The 19,031-nt window shown below is 59.3% G+C and carries 16 protein-coding genes and 4 tRNA genes; 5 read left to right on the top strand and 15 right to left on the bottom strand.

What is annotated here, in order from left to right:
• Positions 1-132: 132 nt before the first annotated feature.
• On the top strand, positions 133-1,911 hold the full coding sequence (locus tag ACA064_RS07235; protein WP_497672759.1) for a bifunctional diguanylate cyclase/phosphodiesterase: 1,779 nt from the start codon (positions 133-135) through the stop codon (positions 1,909-1,911).
• An 89-nt stretch (positions 1,912-2,000) separates the two neighbouring features.
• Here ACA064_RS07235 and ACA064_RS07230 read toward each other — a convergent pair whose 3' ends face one another.
• The 9 genes from ACA064_RS07230 to ACA064_RS07190 form a co-directional block, all read right to left on the bottom strand.
• On the bottom strand, positions 2,001-2,414 hold the full coding sequence (locus tag ACA064_RS07230; protein ID WP_497672758.1) for an SEL1-like repeat protein: 414 nt from the start codon (positions 2,412-2,414) through the stop codon (positions 2,001-2,003).
• On the bottom strand, positions 2,415-2,786 hold the full coding sequence (locus tag ACA064_RS07225; RefSeq protein ID WP_497672757.1) for a hypothetical protein: 372 nt from the start codon (positions 2,784-2,786) through the stop codon (positions 2,415-2,417). It abuts the gene before it with no gap.
• Positions 2,783-3,124 carry a helix-turn-helix domain-containing protein gene (locus ACA064_RS07220; protein WP_497672756.1) on the bottom strand — a complete coding sequence of 114 codons (342 nt, stop codon included), beginning with the start codon at positions 3,122-3,124 and terminating at the stop codon, positions 2,783-2,785. Before ACA064_RS07220 ends, ACA064_RS07225 begins: the two co-directional genes overlap by 4 nt.
• A gap of 115 nt (positions 3,125-3,239) precedes the next feature.
• Entirely contained in the window at positions 3,240-3,695 is a 456-nt protein-coding gene (locus ACA064_RS07215) for a YkvA family protein (RefSeq protein ID WP_497674186.1), read from the bottom strand.
• Between the two features lie 293 nt (positions 3,696-3,988).
• Positions 3,989-4,717 carry a BamJ family beta-barrel-assembly machinery protein gene (gene bamJ / locus ACA064_RS07210; protein WP_497672755.1) on the bottom strand — a complete coding sequence of 243 codons (729 nt, stop codon included), beginning with the start codon at positions 4,715-4,717 and terminating at the stop codon, positions 3,989-3,991.
• A gap of 484 nt (positions 4,718-5,201) precedes the next feature.
• Positions 5,202-5,278, bottom strand: a tRNA-Asp gene (locus ACA064_RS07205).
• An 18-nt stretch (positions 5,279-5,296) separates the two neighbouring features.
• A tRNA-Val gene (locus tag ACA064_RS07200) sits at positions 5,297-5,372 on the bottom strand.
• Between the two features lie 167 nt (positions 5,373-5,539).
• Positions 5,540-5,616 (bottom strand) — tRNA-Asp (locus tag ACA064_RS07195).
• Between the two features lie 19 nt (positions 5,617-5,635).
• Positions 5,636-5,711, bottom strand: a tRNA-Val gene (locus tag ACA064_RS07190).
• 161 nt (positions 5,712-5,872) lie between these two features.
• Between ACA064_RS07190 and rdgC the strand changes: the two genes are divergently transcribed.
• On the top strand, positions 5,873-6,793 hold the full coding sequence (gene rdgC, locus ACA064_RS07185) for a recombination-associated protein RdgC (protein WP_150640257.1): 921 nt from the start codon (positions 5,873-5,875) through the stop codon (positions 6,791-6,793).
• A 282-nt stretch (positions 6,794-7,075) separates the two neighbouring features.
• Positions 7,076-7,390: a quaternary ammonium compound efflux SMR transporter SugE gene (sugE, locus tag ACA064_RS07180; RefSeq protein ID WP_027922462.1), complete on the top strand. Its 315-nt coding sequence runs from the start codon at positions 7,076-7,078 to the stop codon at positions 7,388-7,390.
• 137 nt (positions 7,391-7,527) lie between these two features.
• On the opposite strand, the gene ACA064_RS07175 is transcribed toward sugE, so the two are convergent.
• The 4 genes from ACA064_RS07175 to ACA064_RS07160 form a co-directional block, all read right to left on the bottom strand.
• The gene (locus tag ACA064_RS07175; RefSeq protein ID WP_497672754.1) at positions 7,528-9,402 is read right to left on the bottom strand and encodes an MFS transporter; all 1,875 of its coding nucleotides are present in this window, start codon (positions 9,400-9,402) and stop codon (positions 7,528-7,530) included.
• Between the two features lie 83 nt (positions 9,403-9,485).
• On the bottom strand, positions 9,486-10,637 hold the full coding sequence (locus ACA064_RS07170) for a TDT family transporter (RefSeq protein WP_497672753.1): 1,152 nt from the start codon (positions 10,635-10,637) through the stop codon (positions 9,486-9,488).
• 107 nt (positions 10,638-10,744) lie between these two features.
• Positions 10,745-11,056: a cupin domain-containing protein gene (locus ACA064_RS07165; protein WP_497672752.1), complete on the bottom strand. Its 312-nt coding sequence runs from the start codon at positions 11,054-11,056 to the stop codon at positions 10,745-10,747.
• A 110-nt stretch (positions 11,057-11,166) separates the two neighbouring features.
• Positions 11,167-12,390, bottom strand: coding sequence for an MFS transporter (locus ACA064_RS07160; RefSeq protein WP_497672751.1), 1,224 nt, complete (start codon positions 12,388-12,390; stop codon positions 11,167-11,169).
• Between the two features lie 91 nt (positions 12,391-12,481).
• Here ACA064_RS07160 and ACA064_RS07155 point away from each other — a divergent pair, with 91 nt between their 5' ends.
• Together ACA064_RS07155 and ACA064_RS07150 are read left to right on the top strand one after the other, a co-directional pair.
• The gene (locus ACA064_RS07155) at positions 12,482-13,027 is read left to right on the top strand and encodes a TetR/AcrR family transcriptional regulator (RefSeq protein WP_497672750.1); all 546 of its coding nucleotides are present in this window, start codon (positions 12,482-12,484) and stop codon (positions 13,025-13,027) included.
• A 261-nt stretch (positions 13,028-13,288) separates the two neighbouring features.
• The gene (locus tag ACA064_RS07150; protein WP_497672749.1) at positions 13,289-16,759 is read left to right on the top strand and encodes a hybrid sensor histidine kinase/response regulator; all 3,471 of its coding nucleotides are present in this window, start codon (positions 13,289-13,291) and stop codon (positions 16,757-16,759) included.
• Positions 16,760-16,899: 140 nt separating this feature from the next.
• Here ACA064_RS07150 and ACA064_RS07145 read toward each other — a convergent pair whose 3' ends face one another.
• Positions 16,900-18,264 carry a DNA recombination protein RmuC gene (locus tag ACA064_RS07145; RefSeq protein ID WP_497674185.1) on the bottom strand — a complete coding sequence of 455 codons (1,365 nt, stop codon included), beginning with the start codon at positions 18,262-18,264 and terminating at the stop codon, positions 16,900-16,902.
• Between the two features lie 175 nt (positions 18,265-18,439).
• Positions 18,440-18,760 carry a sel1 repeat family protein gene (locus ACA064_RS07140; RefSeq protein WP_497672748.1) on the bottom strand — a complete coding sequence of 107 codons (321 nt, stop codon included), beginning with the start codon at positions 18,758-18,760 and terminating at the stop codon, positions 18,440-18,442.
• Positions 18,761-19,031 lie beyond the last annotated feature (271 nt).

The following is a 19,031-nucleotide window of genomic DNA, read 5'->3' as shown; positions in this document are numbered from 1 at the left end:
TAATGGCAATTTAATATGAACGCTCCCCGGAGCGTCATCAAATAGTCATCATTCTGTCGTGAAATACAGGACTGGGAGACGCCGCTGAAAAGTAGCGCGCTCCCAGTCCTTTTTTTATCGACCGAGAATGCCATGACCACCACTGAACAGCTGAGCGCCTTGAGTTCAATACTCGCTCAAAGCGCTTTACACAGCCTGTTCCAGCCGATCATTTCCCTCTCCGAAAGACGCATCCTCGGTTACGAAGCCCTCACTCGAGGGCCGTCAAACAGCCCGCTGCACTCGCCCACTGCGCTGTTCGCCGTGGCTCGCAAGGCCGGTCGCCTCAATGAGCTGGAGATAGCTTGCCGTCACAGCGCCTGCCGAGGTTTCAACGAACAGAAACTCCCGGGAAAACTGTTCCTCAACGTTTCCCCCGAATCCCTCCTCGAAGCGGCTCACCAGCCCGGCCGCACGCTGCAGTTGCTGCAGAATTTCGGCATCGAACCGAGCCAGGTCGTCATCGAACTCACCGAACAGACCCCGACCGACGATTTCCAATTGCTGCAGAGTGCGCTGCATCACTACCGGGACATGGGGTTTTCGATTGCACTGGACGATCTCGGCGCGGGGTATTCCAGCCTGCGGTTGTGGTCCGAACTACGTCCGGACTACGTGAAAATCGACCGGCATTTCATTGATGGCATCCATCAGGACGCCCTCAAGCGCGAGTTCGTCGGCTCGATCCTGCAAATCGCCAAAGCCTCTCGGGCGCAAGTGATCGCTGAAGGGATCGAACTGTCGGAAGAACTCGCGGTGCTGACCGAAATGGGCGTCGATCTGGTCCAGGGTTATCTGCTCTGCCGCCCCCAGGAGCATCCGCCGCAAGAAGCGCGAACCCTGATGCCCAAACATGACAGCTCCACGATCGCCCTCAACGATGAAGGCAGCGACCTCAGCGCCCTGCTCAACGAACAACCGGCAGTAAGCCGTGACACACCGACCGCGACCGTCCTCGAAGCCTTCCGGCGCCAGGCCAACCTCAACTCCCTGGCGGTACTCGATGATCAGGGCCAGCCCTGCGGCATCGTCCACCGCCATTCGCTGTCGGATGTACTGCTCAAGCCTTTCGCCACCGACCTGTTCGCCCGCAAGCCCATCAGCCGCCTGATGAACGATGACTTCCTTGCGGTCGAGCTCAGCCAGTCCCTGCAACAGGTCAGCCGCCTGATCACCAGCCGCGCACGGCAACGGATCGAAGAGGACTTCATCATCACCCTCAATGGCGGTTACCTGGGGCTGGGACGAGTAATCGATGTGCTCAAGCTGATCACCGAGCTGAAGATCCAGCAAGCCCGCTACGCCAACCCCCTGACCCTGTTGCCGGGGAACGTGCCGATCCAGCAGTGCCTGACGCGCCTGCTGCAACAGGCTCGCGAATCGGTGATTTGTTATGTCGACATCGACAGCTTCAAGCCCTTCAACGATATCTATGGCTACGGCCGGGGCGACGAAGTGCTGCTGTGTCTGACGCAGTGCCTGAATGATCGCGTCGACCCGAGCCGCGACTTTGTCGGGCATATTGGCGGCGATGATTTTCTGCTGGTGCTGGGTCCTGAGGAGTGGCGCAAGCGTTTGAACCAGCTACAGGATGACTTCCACAGCCAATGCCGCCGTTTCTATCGCAGCGAACATCTGGAAGCCGGTTGCTTTATCGCCCCCAACCGCCAAGGCATCCGCCAGGAATTTGCCCTGCTGTCGCTATCCATCGGTGTCGTGCACTTATATCCACAGGCCTGTGGACAACTCGACTCCAGCCAGCTGGCGGAACTGGCGTCACAGGCCAAGCATCACGCCAAGAACGTGCCGGGATCCAGTATTCATGTGATCGACAGCCGGGAGGTTGGGTTGCTGGTGGGGTCTCTATTGTAGGAGCGAGCTTGCTCGCGATGGACTCAAAGGCGGCGCGTTTATTCAGAAAAAACGCGTTATCGTTACCTATATCGCGAGCAAGCTCGCTCCTACAGTTTCTCGGAACCACCGGTCGATTCCAGTTGCTGAAGCTTGATCTCGGCCAGCGGATGCCCGGCCTTCGCCGCTATTGCCCACCAACGAGCCGCCTCTGCCGCGTCAGGCGCTTTGCCGGGAGTTCCCGCGAGGCTGATCACGCCTACCTGATAGGCCGCCTTGCCGTCCCCTGCCAGCGCCGCCAGGCGCAACAAGCGCACGCCTTCTTCGCGAGCACCCAGACCTTGGCCGCGGAAGGTCAGGATATGCCCGTAAAAACTCTGCGCACCGACGTCCCCGAGGTTCGCCATACGCGAGAACTGGCCTTCAAGCCACTGCCAGCCACGTGGCTGACGCACGAACCACGACCAATGAAACAGCCTGCGCGCCAGCCAGTAACTGGCTCGCGCTCTCAGTCGCCAGAGCATTCAAGCCTCCGCCGATTCGGGATAGTCATACTCGAAAACCCGTACCACCTCGGACGCATGCCAGGAAGCGGCAGCAACGCCATCGGAAGGTCCGGAGAAACGCCCAAGGCGCTCGACACACTCGAAGAATCCGGTGCGCGGCAATCGGCTTGCGCCCTGGCTGATCACCAGTGAACTGCGCAACGGCTGCTCCGCTCGGGCATCCAGCGCCGCCAGGTGCTCCAGGGCGGCAGTCAGGGTTTGCATGGCCGGGCTGGGTAGCTGCAAGCGCTCAAGCAAGGCCCGGTAAGTCAGTAAATGGCGCTGGCGGCGGGCTTGATCGAGCTCACTCAGCAACCCGTCCCAGTGTTGTCGACTGATGCGTACGCTCACGACTCGTCCCTCCACCCTGGCACCGTCAACTCCCAGGCCAAGCTGCGGCGAATAGCAGCGTCTGGTTGACGCTCACCGCTTTCGATCAAGGCCAGATAAGACGGGCTGATGCCTACTGTGCGGGCCAGCGCCTCGATGGCGATGCCCTTCCCTTCGCGCAAACTGCGTAACTGATCCAGACCAGGAAGAATCTGGCCTGCTGCTGGCGCCTGACGAACTGTTGCTTCTCGTGGCGGTTGTTGGGTAACGCCTGCAGCCTTCAATAGAGCCTGATACTGAGCCCACGGCAGAACCGCATATTCGGGCTCGCCATCGCGTGCAATTATCTGAATATCCATTACTACCCCGTAGGACAACAACACTAAGCGAGTCGGCACTATTCCTTGGAAGTGTAATCCTAACAGCCGGCAAGGTCGCAAGGGGCTATGAATCTATGGATGAGCCTGAATCAATTCAAGTTTTTTTTGGTCCTTGCAGCTGGAGTTGTTCCGGTGTGTCCGGTAAACGCTCGACCACCGCCAGTTTTTCCGGCACTTGGCGTGCCCGCCAAGCACGGAAGGCATTGAGTTCGTCATCCAGGGTTTTCATCAGCCAAGCCAGTACGGCGATATCATCGAGCATGCCGAACATCGGAAAGAAATCCGGAATGGCATCCAGCGGGCTTAGGAAATACATCAGGCCCGCAACCACTGACAGCAGCGCTTTCGGACTGATCGCCCGATACTCGCCACGCCAATAGGCCAGACACAATGCCTGTAACAATCGTAGGTCATCTTTGAGCTTGCCCAGACGGCTGCCTTGGCTCACGCCCTTGCTCGCTACCGCAAAGAGCAGAGTCGGCAAACGCCCGCGGGCCAGCAGTCTGCCTGCCAGGGGCAGGAAACGGGCGAAATTCCAGGGTGTTTTCATCATCCCTCCCACTGAAATGTTATCCACACAAATTGTGGATAACCTTGTGAACAGAGCCGCTTTTAACGCCTGAAAGCCCCGATCCATAAGGGCTGAACTCAGATCGGGCGTTTTTTACTCACATAAAAAAACCCATTATTTCATTGACTTGGCGGTGCGACTGCGACTAGCACCGGCAATCTCAATGATATGACTGTTTGCGCAGGCGTGGGTTCGCTTTCTTTGCCCGGCGTCAATCACTAGATGCAACAACGCCCCGAATGGACGGGGCGCTGTTGTCGATCAGACGCGGATTACTTGGGTGCGTCTTCTTTGATTGCGTCTTGTTTTGCCGGATCCTTGATCGCCAGCAGTTCCAGGTCGAATACCAGCACCGAGTTGGCCGGGATTGCCGGGCTTGGGCTTTGCGCGCCGTAGGCCAGTTCGCTTGGAATGTACAGCTTGTAGGTCTCGCCAACGTGCATCAGTTGCAGGCCTTCGACCCAACCCGGGATCACACCGCTGACTGGCAAGTCGATCGGGCTGCCACGCTCGACGGAACTGTCGAAAACGGTACCGTTGGTCAGCTTGCCGGTGTAGTGAACAGTCACTACGTCAGTCGACTTGGGCTGAGCGCCATCGACTTTCTTGACCACTTCGTATTGCAGACCGGAAGCGGTGGTGGTTACACCGGCTTTCTTGGCGTTATCTTCGAGGAATTTCTTGCCGGCGGCTGCCGACTCTTCACTCATCTTGGCCATACGCTCTTCAGCACGCTTCTGCAGTGCAGCGAAGGCTTCGACCAGCTCGTCATCTTTGAGCTTCTGTTCTTTCTTGCCGACGGCATCTTCGATGCCCTGGGCTACCGCTTTGGAATCGAGATCATCCATGCCTTCCTGGGCAAGACTTTTGCCCATGTTCAGGCCGATGCCATAGGAAGCTTTTTGCGCCGGGGTTTTCAGCTCTACGCTGGTCTGCGAATCACAACCCGCTAGTACCAGGCCAACCAGGGCCACCGCCGCCGCCAACCGATGCTGTTTCATGCTATTTCCTTGTTCATGCGCCTAAAGGGCAATCGAGTGTAAAGTCGCGAGCTTATCAGGCGGCCACGACCAATGGCTACCGGCATGTGAGCCGGAAATTTCCGATAAGTTCACGTGTTTAAACGCATTTTGCCAGATTGGACGACTTTGGCTGTCGTCCCGAACGCACAGCAGGACCGGCCGTTTCTCACCACATTTGGCGCAATGGCTTCTAGCCGTACAACTTTGGCCAAGGCATAGCGGGGCTATAAACCGACATAGGTGTTTATCTTGCGCCTTATATCCGGCGTGCTTTTACTGATCCTCACCCTTTGCGCAAGGCAGTTACGAGGCCGTCAGTGATTACCGGCATGCCCGCAACGTCGAGTAATCGACACGTAATGTAAGAAAATAAAGCGTTTCACCGAATCGCAAGCACAAAAAAAGCGACTCAAGGTCGCTTTTTTTGTTGCTTCAAGGAGTTCAAGGGCCTTGAAGCCGAATATGGCGCAGCGGACGGGACTCGAACCCGCGACCCCCGGCGTGACAGGCCGGTATTCTAACCGACTGAACTACCGCTGCGCGTAACACTTGAAGTAATGGTGGGTGATGACGGGATCGAACCGCCGACCCTCTGCTTGTAAGGCAGATGCTCTCCCAGCTGAGCTAATCACCCTTCACTTTCGGTGTAGGCGCATTCTCTCACAAAAATTCATAACGTGCTGATTTAAATAAAAAAATATTCAAATTAGATAGAACTTTGCAAAAGCCTGACAGCAAAAAGCCCGCACTAGGCGGGCTTTCTGTGGTGACCTGGCGTTCAGCGTTCCAGGTTACCGAATATGGCGCAGCGGACGGGACTCGAACCCGCGACCCCCGGCGTGACAGGCCGGTATTCTAACCGACTGAACTACCGCTGCGCGTAACACTTGAAGCGAATGGTGGGTGATGACGGGATCGAACCGCCGACCCTCTGCTTGTAAGGCAGATGCTCTCCCAGCTGAGCTAATCACCCTTCACTTTCGGTGTGGCGCGCATTCTACGGAGCGCCCTCTACTCTGGCAAGCACTTTTTATAATAATTTTTTCAGGCCTTCCAAAGGCTTAGCTAAGGGTTGGCCTATGGAGCTTCGAAGCGAATAATGCCCCCCTTTTGTATAAAGGAGAGATTCACCCCATGTGGTTCAAAAACCTGCTTATCTATCGCCTGACCCAAGATCTGCCTTTTGATGCCGAGGCGTTGGAAACCGCATTGGCCACCAAACTGGCGCGTCCATGTGCAAGCCAGGAGTTGACCACCTACGGTTTCGTCGCGCCATTTGGCAAGGGCGAAGATGCGCCTTTGGTCCACGTCAGCCAGGACTTCCTGCTGATCGCCGCGCGCAAGGAAGAACGCATTTTGCCGGGCAGTGTCGTGCGTGATGCCCTGAAGGAAAAAGTCGAAGAGATTGAAGCCGAGCAGATGCGCAAGGTCTACAAGAAGGAGCGCGACCAGCTCAAGGATGAAATCATCCAGGCCTTCCTGCCCCGTGCCTTTATCCGTCGCTCGGCCACATTTGCCGCCATCGCGCCAAAACAGGGCCTGATCCTGGTCAACTCGGCCAGCCCGAAACGCGCCGAAGACCTGCTGTCGACCCTGCGGGAAGTGATTGGCTCGCTGCCAGTGCGTCCGCTGACCGTGAAAATGGCACCGACCGCCACCATGACCGACTGGGTAAAAACCCAAAAGGCTGCCGATGGGTTCTTCGTCCTCGACGAATGCGAACTGCGCGATACCCACGAAGACGGCGGCATCGTCCGGTGCAAGCGTCAGGACCTGACCAGCGACGAAATCCAGCTGCACCTGAGCACCGGTAAAGTGGTGACCCAGCTGTCACTGGCCTGGCAGGACAAACTGTCTTTCGTGCTCGACGACAAGATGGTGGTCAAGCGCCTGAAGTTCGAAGACCTGCTGCAGGATCAGGCGGAACAGGACGGCGGCGACGATGCCCTCGGCCAGCAGGACGCCAGCTTTACCCTGATGATGCTGACCTTCGGCGAGTTCCTTCCGATGCTGGTTGAAGCATTGGGTGGCGAAGAGACTCCGCAGGGGATCTAAGCTGACGCGATAGGTCGGTTAATGGGTATCTCATGTGGGAGCGAGCTTGCTCGCGATAGCGGACTGGCAGTCAACATCTCTGTTGAATGTAAGTGCCTCATCGCGAGCAAGCTCGCTCCCACATTATTGGATCTGCGGTGTTTTTGAATAAGTTGTTCAAAAACCGGCAAACTTGATCCTCAGATTAATACTGGGCACTATATTGCCCATCGCGAGGACGACCTCGCAGCTCAATCGAGTCATTAATCTGGGGACGACCCCGTCATTCGATGGAGGTCTTCCATGTCCTGGATCATTCTGTTTTTCGCCGGCCTGTTCGAAGTGGGCTGGGCCGTCGGCCTGAAATACACCGACGGTTTCAGCCGCCCTCTGCCCACCGCCCTGACCGTTGCCGCCATGGCGATCAGCCTTGGCTTGCTGGGCCTGGCCATGAAAGAGCTGCCGCTGGGCACCGCTTACGCGATCTGGACCGGAGTGGGCGCGGTCGGCACAGTGATTGCCGGGATCATTCTGTTTGGTGAGTCGATGGCGCTGTTTCGGCTGGCCAGTGTGGCGTTGATCATAGCCGGGTTGGTTGGGCTCAAGGTCAGCGCTTAGGCATCCGGCCTAGCCTCTGTAGGAGCGAGCTTGCTCGCGATGGACTCAAGGGCGGCGTGTTTATTCAGAAAACACGCGTTATCGTTAACGTCCATCGCGAGCAAGCTCGCTCCTACAATGAGGCCGGCAGACACTGTCTATCTAACCGCCCCGCGCAACTCCCCAACCAAAACCCGCAGCTTCTCAGGCTCTGCCGCCTCGGTGGCCACCGCCGGCCCCGCCACCAGCGTCACCCGCGACCACAATCGACGAAACAAACCCTTGCCCGGATCGCGACTGAAGAAACTCCCCCACAGCCCCTGCAAAGCCAAAGGAATCACCGGCACCGCAGTCTCTTCGAGAATCCGCGTCAGCCCGTTCTTGAACTCATTGAGCTCGCCATCGGCAGTCAACTTGCCTTCCGGAAAAATGCACACCAGTTCGCCGTCCTTCAGGTACTGAGCGATCCGCTTGAAGGCGCTTTCGTAGATCTGGATATCTTCCTGGCGCCCGGCGATCGGGATGGTCCCGGCGGTGCGAAAGATGAAGTTCAGCACGGGCAGGTTGTAGATCTTGTAATACATCACAAAGCGAATCGGCCGACGTACCGCCCCGCCAATCAGCAAGGCATCGACGAACGACACATGGTTGCACACCAGCAGCGCCGCACCTTCGTCGGGGATCAGATCCAGGTTGCGATGCTCGACGCGGTACATGGAATGGCTGAGCAGCCAGATCATGAAGCGCATGCTGAACTCTGGAACGATCTTGAAGATGTAGGCGTTCACCGCGATGTTCAGCAGCGACACCACCAGGAACAACTGCGGGATCGACAGCTTGGCCAGGCTCAACAAAACGATCGAGACAATCGCCGAGATCACCATGAACAAGGCATTGAGAATGTTGTTCGCGGCGATGACCCGCGCCCGCTCGTTTTCCGCGGTGCGCGACTGAATCAGCGCGTACAGCGGCACGATATAGAAGCCACCGAAAATCCCCAGCCCGAGGATATCGATCAACACCCACCAGGCCGGGCCGTAGCTGAGCACCGCGATCCAGTCGTTGGCCTGGACGTTCTGCGCGATGCCGCCGGAATGCCACCACAGCAGCAGGCCAAACACCGTCAGGCCGAACGAGCCGAACGGGACCAGGCCAATCTCCACTTTGCGCCCAGAGAGCTTTTCGCAGAGCATCGAGCCGGTCGCGATACCCACCGAGAACACCGTAAGAATCAGCGTCACCACGGTTTCATCGCCATACAGCCATTCTTTGGCGTAGGCCGGAATCTGCGTCAGGTAAATCGCCCCGACAAACCAGAACCAAGAGTTGCCGACGATCGAGCGGGACACTGCGGGTGTCTGCCCCAGGCCCAAACGCAAGGTGGCCCAGGACTGGCTGAAAATGTTCCAGTTCAGGCGCAGCTGTGGGGTGGCCGCTGCAGCCCGGGGAATGCCGCGACTGGCCAGATAACCGAGCACCGCGACTCCAACGATCGCGGTGGACACGATCGGCGCGTAGTGACTGGAGGACATCATGATCCCGGCGCCGATGGTCCCGGCCAGGATCGCCAGGAAGGTGCCCATTTCCACCAGACCGTTACCGCCCACCAGCTCCTCTTCGTGCAACGCCTGAGGCAGGATTGAGTACTTCACCGGACCGAACAGCGCCGAGTGAGTGCCCATGGCGAACAGCGCCACCAGCATCAACGACAATTGATCGAACATAAAACCCACGGCACCGACCGCCATGATCGCGATCTCACCGAGCTTGATCAGGCGGATCAACGCGTCCTTGGCGAACTTCTCGCCAAATTGCCCGGCCAGGGCCGAGAACAGAAAGAACGGCAGAATGAACAACAAGGCGCAGAGATTGACCCAGATCGAACGGTCGCCCTCGATTGTCAGCTTGTACAGAATGGCGAGGATCAGCGACTGCTTGAAGATATTGTCGTTGAACGCCCCAAGGGACTGGGTAACAAAAAACGGCAGGAAACGCCGGGTGCGAAGCAAGGTGAACTGCGAGGGGTGACTCATCTTCCATGTCCCTGAGTGGCGTGGATGCTGTTATTGGAATGTCGATCTTCGATCTAGGCCACAACCTTACCTAATCTTCGCCGCTATTTTGTTAATCCTGCAATGCAGGGTGAAACAAACAGCTCTCCTCGATAGGCCCCCTGGACGGTTCGTTTCGAGACGATCAGCCAGAGGATCGCCAATGCCGCCACCAGAACACTGCCAAAAACACTGAAAAACGTCAGATTCAGGGTGCTCGCCAACTTCAGCGTGGCCAATGAATAGACACCCAGCGGGAAGGTAAAACCCCACCAGCCAAGGTTGAACGGGATTCCCTCGCGCAGGTAACGCAGGGTAATCAGCAGTGCGCTCAGCAGCCACCAGAGCCCGAAGCCCCACAACGTGATCCCGGCCACCAACCCCAGGCCAGCGGCTATTTCGCCGATGCCGGGCAAACCATTGGCGGTGAAGATCGCCGGTGCATCCACGCCCAGCAGCAACATGCCCAGCGCTCCGGTGCCAATCGGCCCCAAGGCCAGCCAGCTCGAGGCAGCCATGCTCTCGTGGGGCAGTTTATGCAGGGCCATGCGCAGTAACAAAATAGTCAAAATGCTGAAGGCCACCGGTAGCGAAAACGCCCACAGCACATAGCTGGTGACCAGAACAACCAACTGCGCATGGACATCCGGCAGATGCGGGGCCAGCAAGCCACCGCTGGCGGCTGCGACTTCCGCGGCCACCACCGGCAGCAGCCAGACCGCAGTCATCTGGTCGATGCTGTGCTCCTGACGGGTGAACATCAGGTAGGGAATCAACACCCCGCAAGCCACCGACATCAGCACATCCAGCCACCACAGCACTTCAGCCAGTTGCACCACGCCCTCGCCCCAACGTGGCACGCCGAACAGTAGAAAGCCGTTGATGATGGTCGCCAGACCCATGGGAATGGTGCCAAAAAACATCGACACCGTGGAGTGGCCGAAAATTCGCCGCGCCTCGTCGAAGAACAACAGCCACCGTGCGGCATAGAGCCCGCAGAACAACACAAACAGCAGAATATTGAATAGCCACAAGCCCTCGGCAACGGCCTGCAGGCCGGGACTCTGGACCGGTAGCTGAGCCAGGGCCAACGCCAACACACCGGTACCCATGGTCGCGGCGAACCAGTTGGGGGTGAAATGGCGGATGGCTTCGCGGGGGTGCTGCAAATGGCTCAATGGCCGAAGGCCGGGTTTGACGCTGTTGGGGCATGGCATGTTGAACTCCTGTCCTCTGCGTGAGGAGGAGTTCATGGTAGAACCGCATCGAATATCTATATAACGGGTAATATCTCTAACTGTTATCTGCTCAGCAGATATAAACCCTAAACGCTGCCTTCCGACTCGACCACCAGAACCCTGGCTACGCCCACTGGGTGGGCGACATGCTCAGTGCCGATATCCGCATAAAAGATGTCACCCATCTCCAGCACTGCAACCTGCTCGATCCCATCCTCGCGATAGTGCATCCGTACTTGCCCATCGAGCACTACAAAGACTTCCTGGCCATCGTTGGTGTGCCATTTATAGGGCTGGTCGGTCCAGTGCAGGCGGGTGGTGATGCCGTTCATGTTGGCAATATCCAGCGCCGCCCAAGCGTAGTTGCCGGTGAAGGATTTGCTGCGAATGATTTTCATGGGGCTGTCCTTAATGGGGGCTGTCCTTGTGACTGGAGGCTGGGTCGTCGCGAGCCTGGCGCCAAGGCTACAACACCCACCAAGCCGTGGCGCGCAGACTTTCCCGCGACTCATTGTTCCATCGGCCAAGAATTGCCGGCAGCCGCACAGACCTTCGCCGGCCGCTGCAACATCAAGCCCAATAAAGCCCCGAGGGCCAGCAGGATCAACATCGCGCCGTATCCGTCTGTAGTCGCAATCAGGCCAAAGCGGCGAGTCAGACTCCCTGCCAGTAACGACGGCAGGCAGAACGCCAGGTAACTGAGCACATAAAACGCTGACATCAACCCGGCGCGCTCATGGGGCAAGGCCAGCGGCGCGACGCTGCGCAAGGCGCCGAGAAAGCCCGCGCCGAAGCCACTGCCAGCCACCAGGGTGCCAAAGAAAAACAGCGGCAGGCTGGCGCTGTGCACGGCGCTCAGGATCAGCGCAACGCCGATCGCCAACAGGCTCGCCCCCAGGCGCAGCACTTTGTCGGCGGGGTGATTGCGCAGGGTGAAAATCGCCAGAGCCCCGCTCAGGGTCAACACCGCCACTAGCCCGCCGCCGATCAGGTTCGAGGTCGAACCGGTCGCAGCGCGGACCAGCGACGGTGCCAATGACAGATAGAAACCACCCATGGCCCAGACGGCGACATCCACCGGCAAGGACAGCCATAACGCCCGACGTGCCTGGGCTGGCACATGCAGGGTCGGTCGCAGCGACGCCCAAGCCCCGGGTTGCCGGCTGACGCTTTCCGGCAACTGCCAGACGTACAGCGCCTGCAGCACAAACAAGCCGAACAGAATCCAGTAGGCCAACCGCAAGGGTTGCGGCGCGAACTCCACCAACAGACTGGTACCCATCGCGCCGCACGCCATGCCCAGCAGCGGCGCCATGCTGTTGACCAGCGGCCCTTGCTGGCGATCGGTGTCGAGCAACGCGGCACCGAGCACGCTGGTCGCCATGCCGGTAGCGAAACCTTGCAGCACCCTCGCGGCAATCAACCAGGCGACACTTTCGGCATTGATAAACAGCAGCATCGCCAGCATATCCAGGAGCAGCGCGGCGAAAATCACCGGCTTGCGCCCGAGGTAATCCGACAGTGAACCGACCGTCAGCAGGGCTGCCAGCAGGCTCAGGGCGTAGACCCCGAAGATCAGGGTCAGGGTCATCGAAGAAAACTGCAGCGCCTCCTGATACAGGTGATACAAGGGCGTTGGCGCGCTGGAGGCGGCCAGAAAACTGAGCAATGTGATTGCCAGGAACAGCAGACTGGAACGATTGGATAGCGGAGTATCGATGGAACTGGACATGGGTACGCTCCATTAAAGCTAAGTTTTCGCTTTTGCGGAGTGTGCTACTGGTCCAAGCTTAAAGCAAATTCTTTGTGTTAAGGTTCGACCTATGGCAATTAAAGAAGGTTTACGCCCGGGTGGCCGCAGTGCCCGGGTGCAGGAATCGATTCATTCAGCGGTCCGCGAACTCCTCGAAGAGCAGGAGCGTTCGACCGTGACCGTGCCGCAAATAGCCGCCCGCGCGGGTGTCACACCCTCGACCATCTACCGGCGCTGGGGCGATCTTTCGGTACTGCTGGCCGACGTCGCCCTGGCCCGCATGCGCCCCGACAGTGAACCGGCCAACACCGGCAGCCTGCGCGGCGACCTGCGGGCCTGGGCGGAACAGTATCTGGACGAGATGAGCTCCGAACCGGGTCGCAACATGTTGCGCGACGTGCAATGCAGCGCCACCCTGGGTTACTGCGCGACCATCATCGGCGGTCAATTGCAGATTATCCTCGAGCGGTATCGCGAAGGCACCGAAACGCTGCCCAGCGTGAATCGGCTGATCAATATGGTCGCAGCGCCGACGGTGTTCCGGATTCTGTTTTCAGCGGCGCCGCTGGAGGTGGAAGAGCTTCATCAGTTGATCGATATCGCGCTAGCTCAGTAACTCGGCAGCGCCTGTGCCAATCGCGAGCAAGCCCGCTCCCACATTGATCTGGGCCTGACACACCTTTATCGGTGTATGCGATTCCTGTGGGAGCGGGCTTGCTCGCGATGAGGCCGGCACAGACAACAACAATTCACCCGATACACCCCTGCGACACCCGGCCGCGCTGAGACCTTGGTCGACACTGACGAATCCCGGCCAGCATGCGAGACTGTCTGACCGGGCTGAATTGCCCGGGCGTCTTTTGTCTGTGGAGTTTCCATGTCGCTGTCCAGCGGGCTGATTGCCGCCGTCGCCCTGGCCTATATGGCCATCCTGTTCGCCATCGCCTTCTATGGTGACCGCCGCAGTGCGCCGTTGCCGCCACGGATGCGTGCCTGGGTGTATAGCCTGTCGCTGGCCGTCTACTGCACCAGCTGGACCTTCTTCGGCGCGGTGGGCCAGGCCGCCGAACAACTCTGGTCATTTCTGCCGATCTACCTGGGGCCGATTCTGTTGCTGGTGCTGGCGCCGTGGGTGCTGCAAAAAATGGTGATGATCAGCAAGCAGGAGAACATCACCTCCATCGCCGACTTCATCGCCGCCCGCTATGGAAAATCCCAGTCGCTGGCGGTAGTGGTCGCACTGATCTGCCTGGTCGGGGTCCTGCCGTATATTGCCCTGCAACTCAAGGGCATCGTGCTGGGGGTAAACCTGTTGATCGGTGCAGGGCCTGACGCCATGGGCACCCGTGCCCAGGATACGGCGCTGATCGTGTCGCTGGTCCTGGCGCTGTTCACCATCGTTTTCGGTACCCGAAACCTCGACGCCACCGAACACCACCGTGGCATGGTGCTGGCAATCGCCTTCGAATCGCTGGTCAAGCTGTTCGCCTTTCTGGCAGTCGGCGCCTTCGTCACCTTTGGTTTATACGATGGCTTCGACGACCTGTTCGATCAGGCCATGCTCGCGCCGCGCCTGGAGGAGTACTGGAAAGAAACCATCAACTGGCCGTCCATGGTGGTGCAGACCGGCGTCGCGATGATGGCGATCATCTGCCTGCCACGGCAATTTCACGTTACGGTGGTGGAAAACATCGATCCGCAGGATCTGAATCTGGCCAAGTGGGTGTTCCCCGCCTACCTGGCGCTGGCCGCACTGTTTGTGGTGCCGATCGCCCTGGCCGGGCAGATGATGCTGCCCAGCTCGGTGCTGCCCGACTCCTTCGTGATCAGCCTGCCACTGGCCCAGTCTCATCCGGCGCTGGCGCTGCTGGCGTTTATCGGCGGCGCCTCGGCAGCCACCGGGATGGTCATCGTCGCCAGCGTGGCACTCTCGACCATGGTCTCCAACGACATGCTGCTGCCGTGGCTGCTGCGGCGCAAAAACGCCGAGCGTCCGTTCGAAGTGTTCCGTTACTGGATGCTCTCGGTACGCCGGGTGAGCATCGTGGTAATCCTGTTGCTGGCCTACGTCAGCTATCGCCTGCTCGGCTCCACCGCCAGCCTGGCGACCATCGGCCAGATCGCCTTCGCCGCGGTCACCCAGCTGGCGCCGGCGATGCTCGGTGCGCTGTACTGGAAGCAGGCCAACCGCCGTGGGGTGTTTGCCGGTCTGGCCACCGGGACCTTCCTCTGGTTCTATACCCTGGTCCTGCCGATTGCCGCCAACGGCCTCGGCTGGTCGCTGAACAGTTTTCCTGGCCTGACCTGGCTGCACGGCAATCCGCTGAACCTGCCCATCACCCCGCTGACCCAAGGCGTGGTGCTGTCACTGGCGGGTAACTTCACCCTGTTCGCCTGGGTTTCGGTGCTGTCGCGGACCCGGGTCTCCGAGCACTGGCAGGCCGGACGTTTTATCGGTCAGGAAATCAGCGCCCGTCCCCGCGCCCGCTCGATGCTGGCGGTGCAGATCAATGACCTGCTCAGTCTGGCGGCGCGTTTTGTCGGTGAAGAGCGGGCGCGCCAAAGCTTTATTCGCTTCGCTTATCGCCAGGGCAAGGGCTTCAATCCGAACCAGAATGCCGACGACGAATGGATTGCTCACACCGAGCGTCTGCTGGCCGGTGTGCTCGGGGCATCCTCGACCCGGGCGGTGGTGAAAGCCGCCATCGAAGGCCGGGATATGCAGCTTGAGGACGTGGTGCGCATCGCCGACGAAGCCTCGGAGGTGCTGCAATTCAACCGCGCCCTGTTGCAAGGCGCGATCGAGAACATCACCCAGGGCATCAGCGTGGTCGACCAATCCCTCAAGCTGGTGGCCTGGAACCGACGCTATCTGGAGCTGTTCAACTACCCGGACGGGCTGATCCGCGTCGGTCGACCGATTGCCGATATCATCCGCTACAACGCCGAGCGCGGCCTCTGCGGCCCCGGTGAAGCCGAGGTGCACGTGGCCCGACGCCTGCACTGGATGCGCCAGGGCCGGGCGCATACCTCCGAACGTTTATTCCCCAACGGCCGGGTGATCGAGCTGATCGGCAATCCGATGCCCGGCGGCGGTTTCGTCATGAGTTTTACCGACATTACCGCGTTCCGCGAAGCCGAAAGGGCGCTGACCGAGGCCAACGAAGGGCTGGAGCAACGGGTCACCGCGCGCACCCATGAGTTGTCGCAACTGAACGTCGCACTGACCGAAGCCAAGGGCACCGCCGAGTTGGCCAACCAGTCGAAAACCCGCTTCCTTGCCGCGGTCAGCCACGACTTGATGCAACCGCTGAATGCCGCCCGCCTGTTCTCCGCCGCCCTCTCCCATCAAGAAGACGGGCTCTGCGCCGAGGCGCAGCAGTTGGTGCATCACCTGGACAGTTCACTGCGTTCGGCCGAAGACCTGATCAGCGATCTGCTGGATATGTCGCGCCTGGAAAACGGCATGATCAACCCGGATTCCAAGCCGTTTGTCCTCAACGATTTGTTCGATGCCCTCGGTGCCGAATTCAAGGCCCTGGCCCAGGAGCAAGGCACGAAGTTTCGTCTGCGCGGCAGCCGTTTGCGGGTCGACAGCGATATCAAACTGCTGCGGCGGATTCTGCAGAACTTCCTGACCAACGCCTTTCGTTACGCCAAAGGCCCGGTATTGCTGGGTGTGCGCCGTCGCAACGGGCAACTCTGCCTGGAAGTCTGGGATCGTGGACCGGGCATTGCGGAAGACAAGCGCCGGGTGATTTTTGAAGAATTCAAACGCCTGGACAGCCATCAGACTCGCGCCGAGAAAGGCCTGGGCCTGGGGCTGGCCATTGCCGACGGACTTTGCCGGGTACTGGGACATCAATTGCAGGTGCGCTCATGGCCCGGCAAGGGCAGCGTATTCAGCGTCAGCGTGCCACTGGCCAGCGCGCAAATCAGCGCCCCGGCCAAAGTCGCCGAGCATAACGGCCAACTGCTGAGCGGCATGCAAGTGCTGTGTATCGACAACGAAGACAGCATCCTGATCGGCATGAATAGCCTGCTGACGCGCTGGGGTTGCCAGGTCTGGACCGCACGCAACCGCGATGAATGCGCAACGCTGCTCAGCGAAGGCATTCGCCCGCAACTGGCACTGGTGGACTACCACCTGGATAACGGTGAGACCGGGACCGGCTTGATGGCCTGGCTGCGCACCGAACTTGGCGAGCCGGTGCCGGGGGTGGTGATCAGCGCCGATGGCCGACCGGAAATGGTCGTCGAGGTCCATGCGGCGGGCCTGGATTATCTGGCCAAACCTGTGAAACCGGCGGCGTTGAGGGCGTTGTTGAATCGGCATTTGCCACTGTAGCCGGAGATCTTCAGCGTGGATTAGACCGCTAAAGATCGCAGCCTTCGGCAGCTCCTACAGGATTTGTGTTCGCTCACATGCTGTAGGAAACACGCGGTCGGCGTAGGAGCTGCCACAGGCTGCGATCTTTTGATTTTCAATCAGTCCGGCAATTCCGCCATCCCGTCCACATCGGTCATCGCGCGCTCCAGCAGATCCGCTGGCAGGCTCTTGCTGGCCCGAGCGCCGAGCAGCTTGAGCTGCTCGCTGCGGCTGATCAGATTGCCGCGGCCTTCGGTCAGTTTGTTGCGCGCCGCGCTGTAGGCTTTGTCCAGTTGCTGCAGGCGATTGCCGACTTCGTCCAGGTCCTGGATGAACAACACGAACTTGTCGTACAGCCAGCCGGCGCGCTCGGCGATCTCCCGCGCGTTCTGGCTCTGGCGCTCTTGCTTCCACAAGCTGTCGATGACCCGCAATGTTGCCAGCAAAGTGGTCGGGCTGACGATGACAATGTTGCGATCGAAGGCTTCCTGAAACAGGTTCGGCTCCGCTTGCAACGCGGCGGAGAAAGCCGCTTCGATTGGCACGAAAAGCAGCACGAAATCCAGGCTATGCAAACCTTCCAGACGCTTGTAGTCCTTGCCGGCCAAGCCTTTGACATGATTGCGCAGAGACAGCACATGCTGTTTCAGCGCCGCCTGGCCAATCACTTCGTCATCGGCAGCCACGTATTGCTGATAAGCGGTGAGGCTGACCTTGGAATCGACCACTACCTGCTTGTCGCCCGGCAACATGATCAGCACGTCTGGTTGAAAACGTTCGCCATCCGGGCCTTTGAGGCTGACCTGGGTCTGGTATTCGCGGCCCTTCTCCAGGCCCGCATGCTCAAGCACTCGCTCGAGAATCAACTCACCCCAGTTGCCCTGGGTTTTCTGACCCTTGAGGGCGCGAGTCAGGTTGGTTGCCTCGTCACTCAGGCGCAGATTCAACTGCTGCAGACGCTCCAGCTCCTTGGCCAGGGAGAAACGCTCGCGGGCTTCGGCCTGGTAGCTTTCTTCAACGCGCTTTTCAAACGACTGAATGCGCTCTTTCAGTGGGTCGAGCAGTTGCCCCAGACGTTGCTGACTGGTCTCGGCAAAACGCTGCTCGCGCTCATCGAAGATCTTCCCGGCCAGTTCCGCAAATTGCGCACGCAGCTCGTCTCGCGAGCCCTGCAGGTCGCTCAGGCGTTGTTGATGGCTTTCCTGTTGTTCACGCAGCTCGGCGTTCAGCGACGCCGCCTGAGCGTCGAGGCGGCGTAACTCGGCCTCCTTGCTGCTGCGTTCCAGACTCCAGGCGTGAGCCGCGTCGCGCGCGTTGTCACGCTCGATCTGCAGCAGTTCGACTTCACGGCGAACCGCGGCCAGATCCGCTTGTTTAGTGGCATTGGCCTGGCTCAGGTCGCTGATTTCATCGCGACTGGCATCGAGCTGGGCATTGAGCCCCTCTTGCGCCAGTTGTGCAGTGCTCAGGCGCTCCTCCAGCAGCGACAGCTCGGATTGCCGGGCACTCAGGCGTCGCTGAGAGTGCCAGACCAACACCAATAGCGGCAGCGCGGCACCCGTCAGCCCCAGCAATGCGCTGGTCAAGTCCATAGCCATAACCACTCCTGCCGATGGGATAAAGCCTGAAGGTTAAACAAGGCGTCGGTCCAGGAACAGCTCAGTCTTCGATCTGACCCAGTTCGCGCCGGGCACACCGGTCACCTGCGCGGGCGGCCTGGCGCAGCAGATCATGACCGATTCGCCGATCCCGGGCACTGCCGCATTCGCGGTACATCAATTGTCCCAGACGACTTTGCGCAGCGACCACGCCATCACGGGCCGGTTGCTTGAGCAAACGTCCGGCGAAGTGTTTGACATTCCGGTTATCGCCCAGGCGCGGGCTGTCGAGCAGCCACATGGCGACACGCAATGCCAGGCGTTTGGGTGAGGTAACACCTGAAGATGTGGAGGTTACAGATGGTACTGAGCGAAACTTCATAAAGCACTGTGGGGTAGATCGGAAGGCGCGCCACTCTACTCCTTTTTTCGTACGCGTAAAGCCCAAAAAAATCCTGCACGCCCGTGCTAGAGCAAGCGCTTGGGACAATCCACAGAAGCTGTGGATAACTCAGTGGACAACCCTCCTGCAACTCCCTCAAACCCCCACGGAACGGGGCCCGCAGTCAAACTGACGATTTTTTCACCAGTAAAAAAAAACGATGTTTTTCATTGACTTAAAATTTCACTGAAGGCAGAGACCCGTTGTAAGG

It is taken from the genome of Pseudomonas sp. LBUM1658 (genome assembly GCF_059716055.1).
This window is presented reverse-complemented; position numbering and strand designations above follow the sequence as displayed.

What these genes read in the sequence shown, in the direction of transcription:
- rdgC (WP_150640257.1), top strand. Translation starts at nt 5,873, where the DNA reads ATGTGGTTCAAAAACCTGCTTATCTATCGCCTGACCCAAGATCTGCCT.
- ACA064_RS07215 (WP_497674186.1), bottom strand. Translation starts at nt 3,695, where the DNA reads ATGAAAACACCCTGGAATTTCGCCCGTTTCCTGCCCCTGGCAGGCAGA.
- ACA064_RS07165 (WP_497672752.1), bottom strand. Translation starts at nt 11,056, where the DNA reads ATGAAAATCATTCGCAGCAAATCCTTCACCGGCAACTACGCTTGGGCG.
- ACA064_RS07220 (WP_497672756.1), bottom strand. Translation starts at nt 3,124, where the DNA reads ATGGATATTCAGATAATTGCACGCGATGGCGAGCCCGAATATGCGGTT.
- sugE (WP_027922462.1), top strand. Translation starts at nt 7,076, where the DNA reads ATGTCCTGGATCATTCTGTTTTTCGCCGGCCTGTTCGAAGTGGGCTGG.
- ACA064_RS07150 (WP_497672749.1), top strand. Translation starts at nt 13,289, where the DNA reads ATGTCGCTGTCCAGCGGGCTGATTGCCGCCGTCGCCCTGGCCTATATG.
- ACA064_RS07140 (WP_497672748.1), bottom strand. Translation starts at nt 18,760, where the DNA reads ATGAAGTTTCGCTCAGTACCATCTGTAACCTCCACATCTTCAGGTGTT.
- ACA064_RS07230 (WP_497672758.1), bottom strand. Translation starts at nt 2,414, where the DNA reads ATGCTCTGGCGACTGAGAGCGCGAGCCAGTTACTGGCTGGCGCGCAGG.
- bamJ (WP_497672755.1), bottom strand. Translation starts at nt 4,717, where the DNA reads ATGAAACAGCATCGGTTGGCGGCGGCGGTGGCCCTGGTTGGCCTGGTA.
- ACA064_RS07170 (WP_497672753.1), bottom strand. Translation starts at nt 10,637, where the DNA reads ATGCCATGCCCCAACAGCGTCAAACCCGGCCTTCGGCCATTGAGCCAT.
- ACA064_RS07175 (WP_497672754.1), bottom strand. Translation starts at nt 9,402, where the DNA reads ATGAGTCACCCCTCGCAGTTCACCTTGCTTCGCACCCGGCGTTTCCTG.
- ACA064_RS07160 (WP_497672751.1), bottom strand. Translation starts at nt 12,390, where the DNA reads ATGTCCAGTTCCATCGATACTCCGCTATCCAATCGTTCCAGTCTGCTG.
- ACA064_RS07235 (WP_497672759.1), top strand. Translation starts at nt 133, where the DNA reads ATGACCACCACTGAACAGCTGAGCGCCTTGAGTTCAATACTCGCTCAA.
- ACA064_RS07155 (WP_497672750.1), top strand. Translation starts at nt 12,482, where the DNA reads ATGGCAATTAAAGAAGGTTTACGCCCGGGTGGCCGCAGTGCCCGGGTG.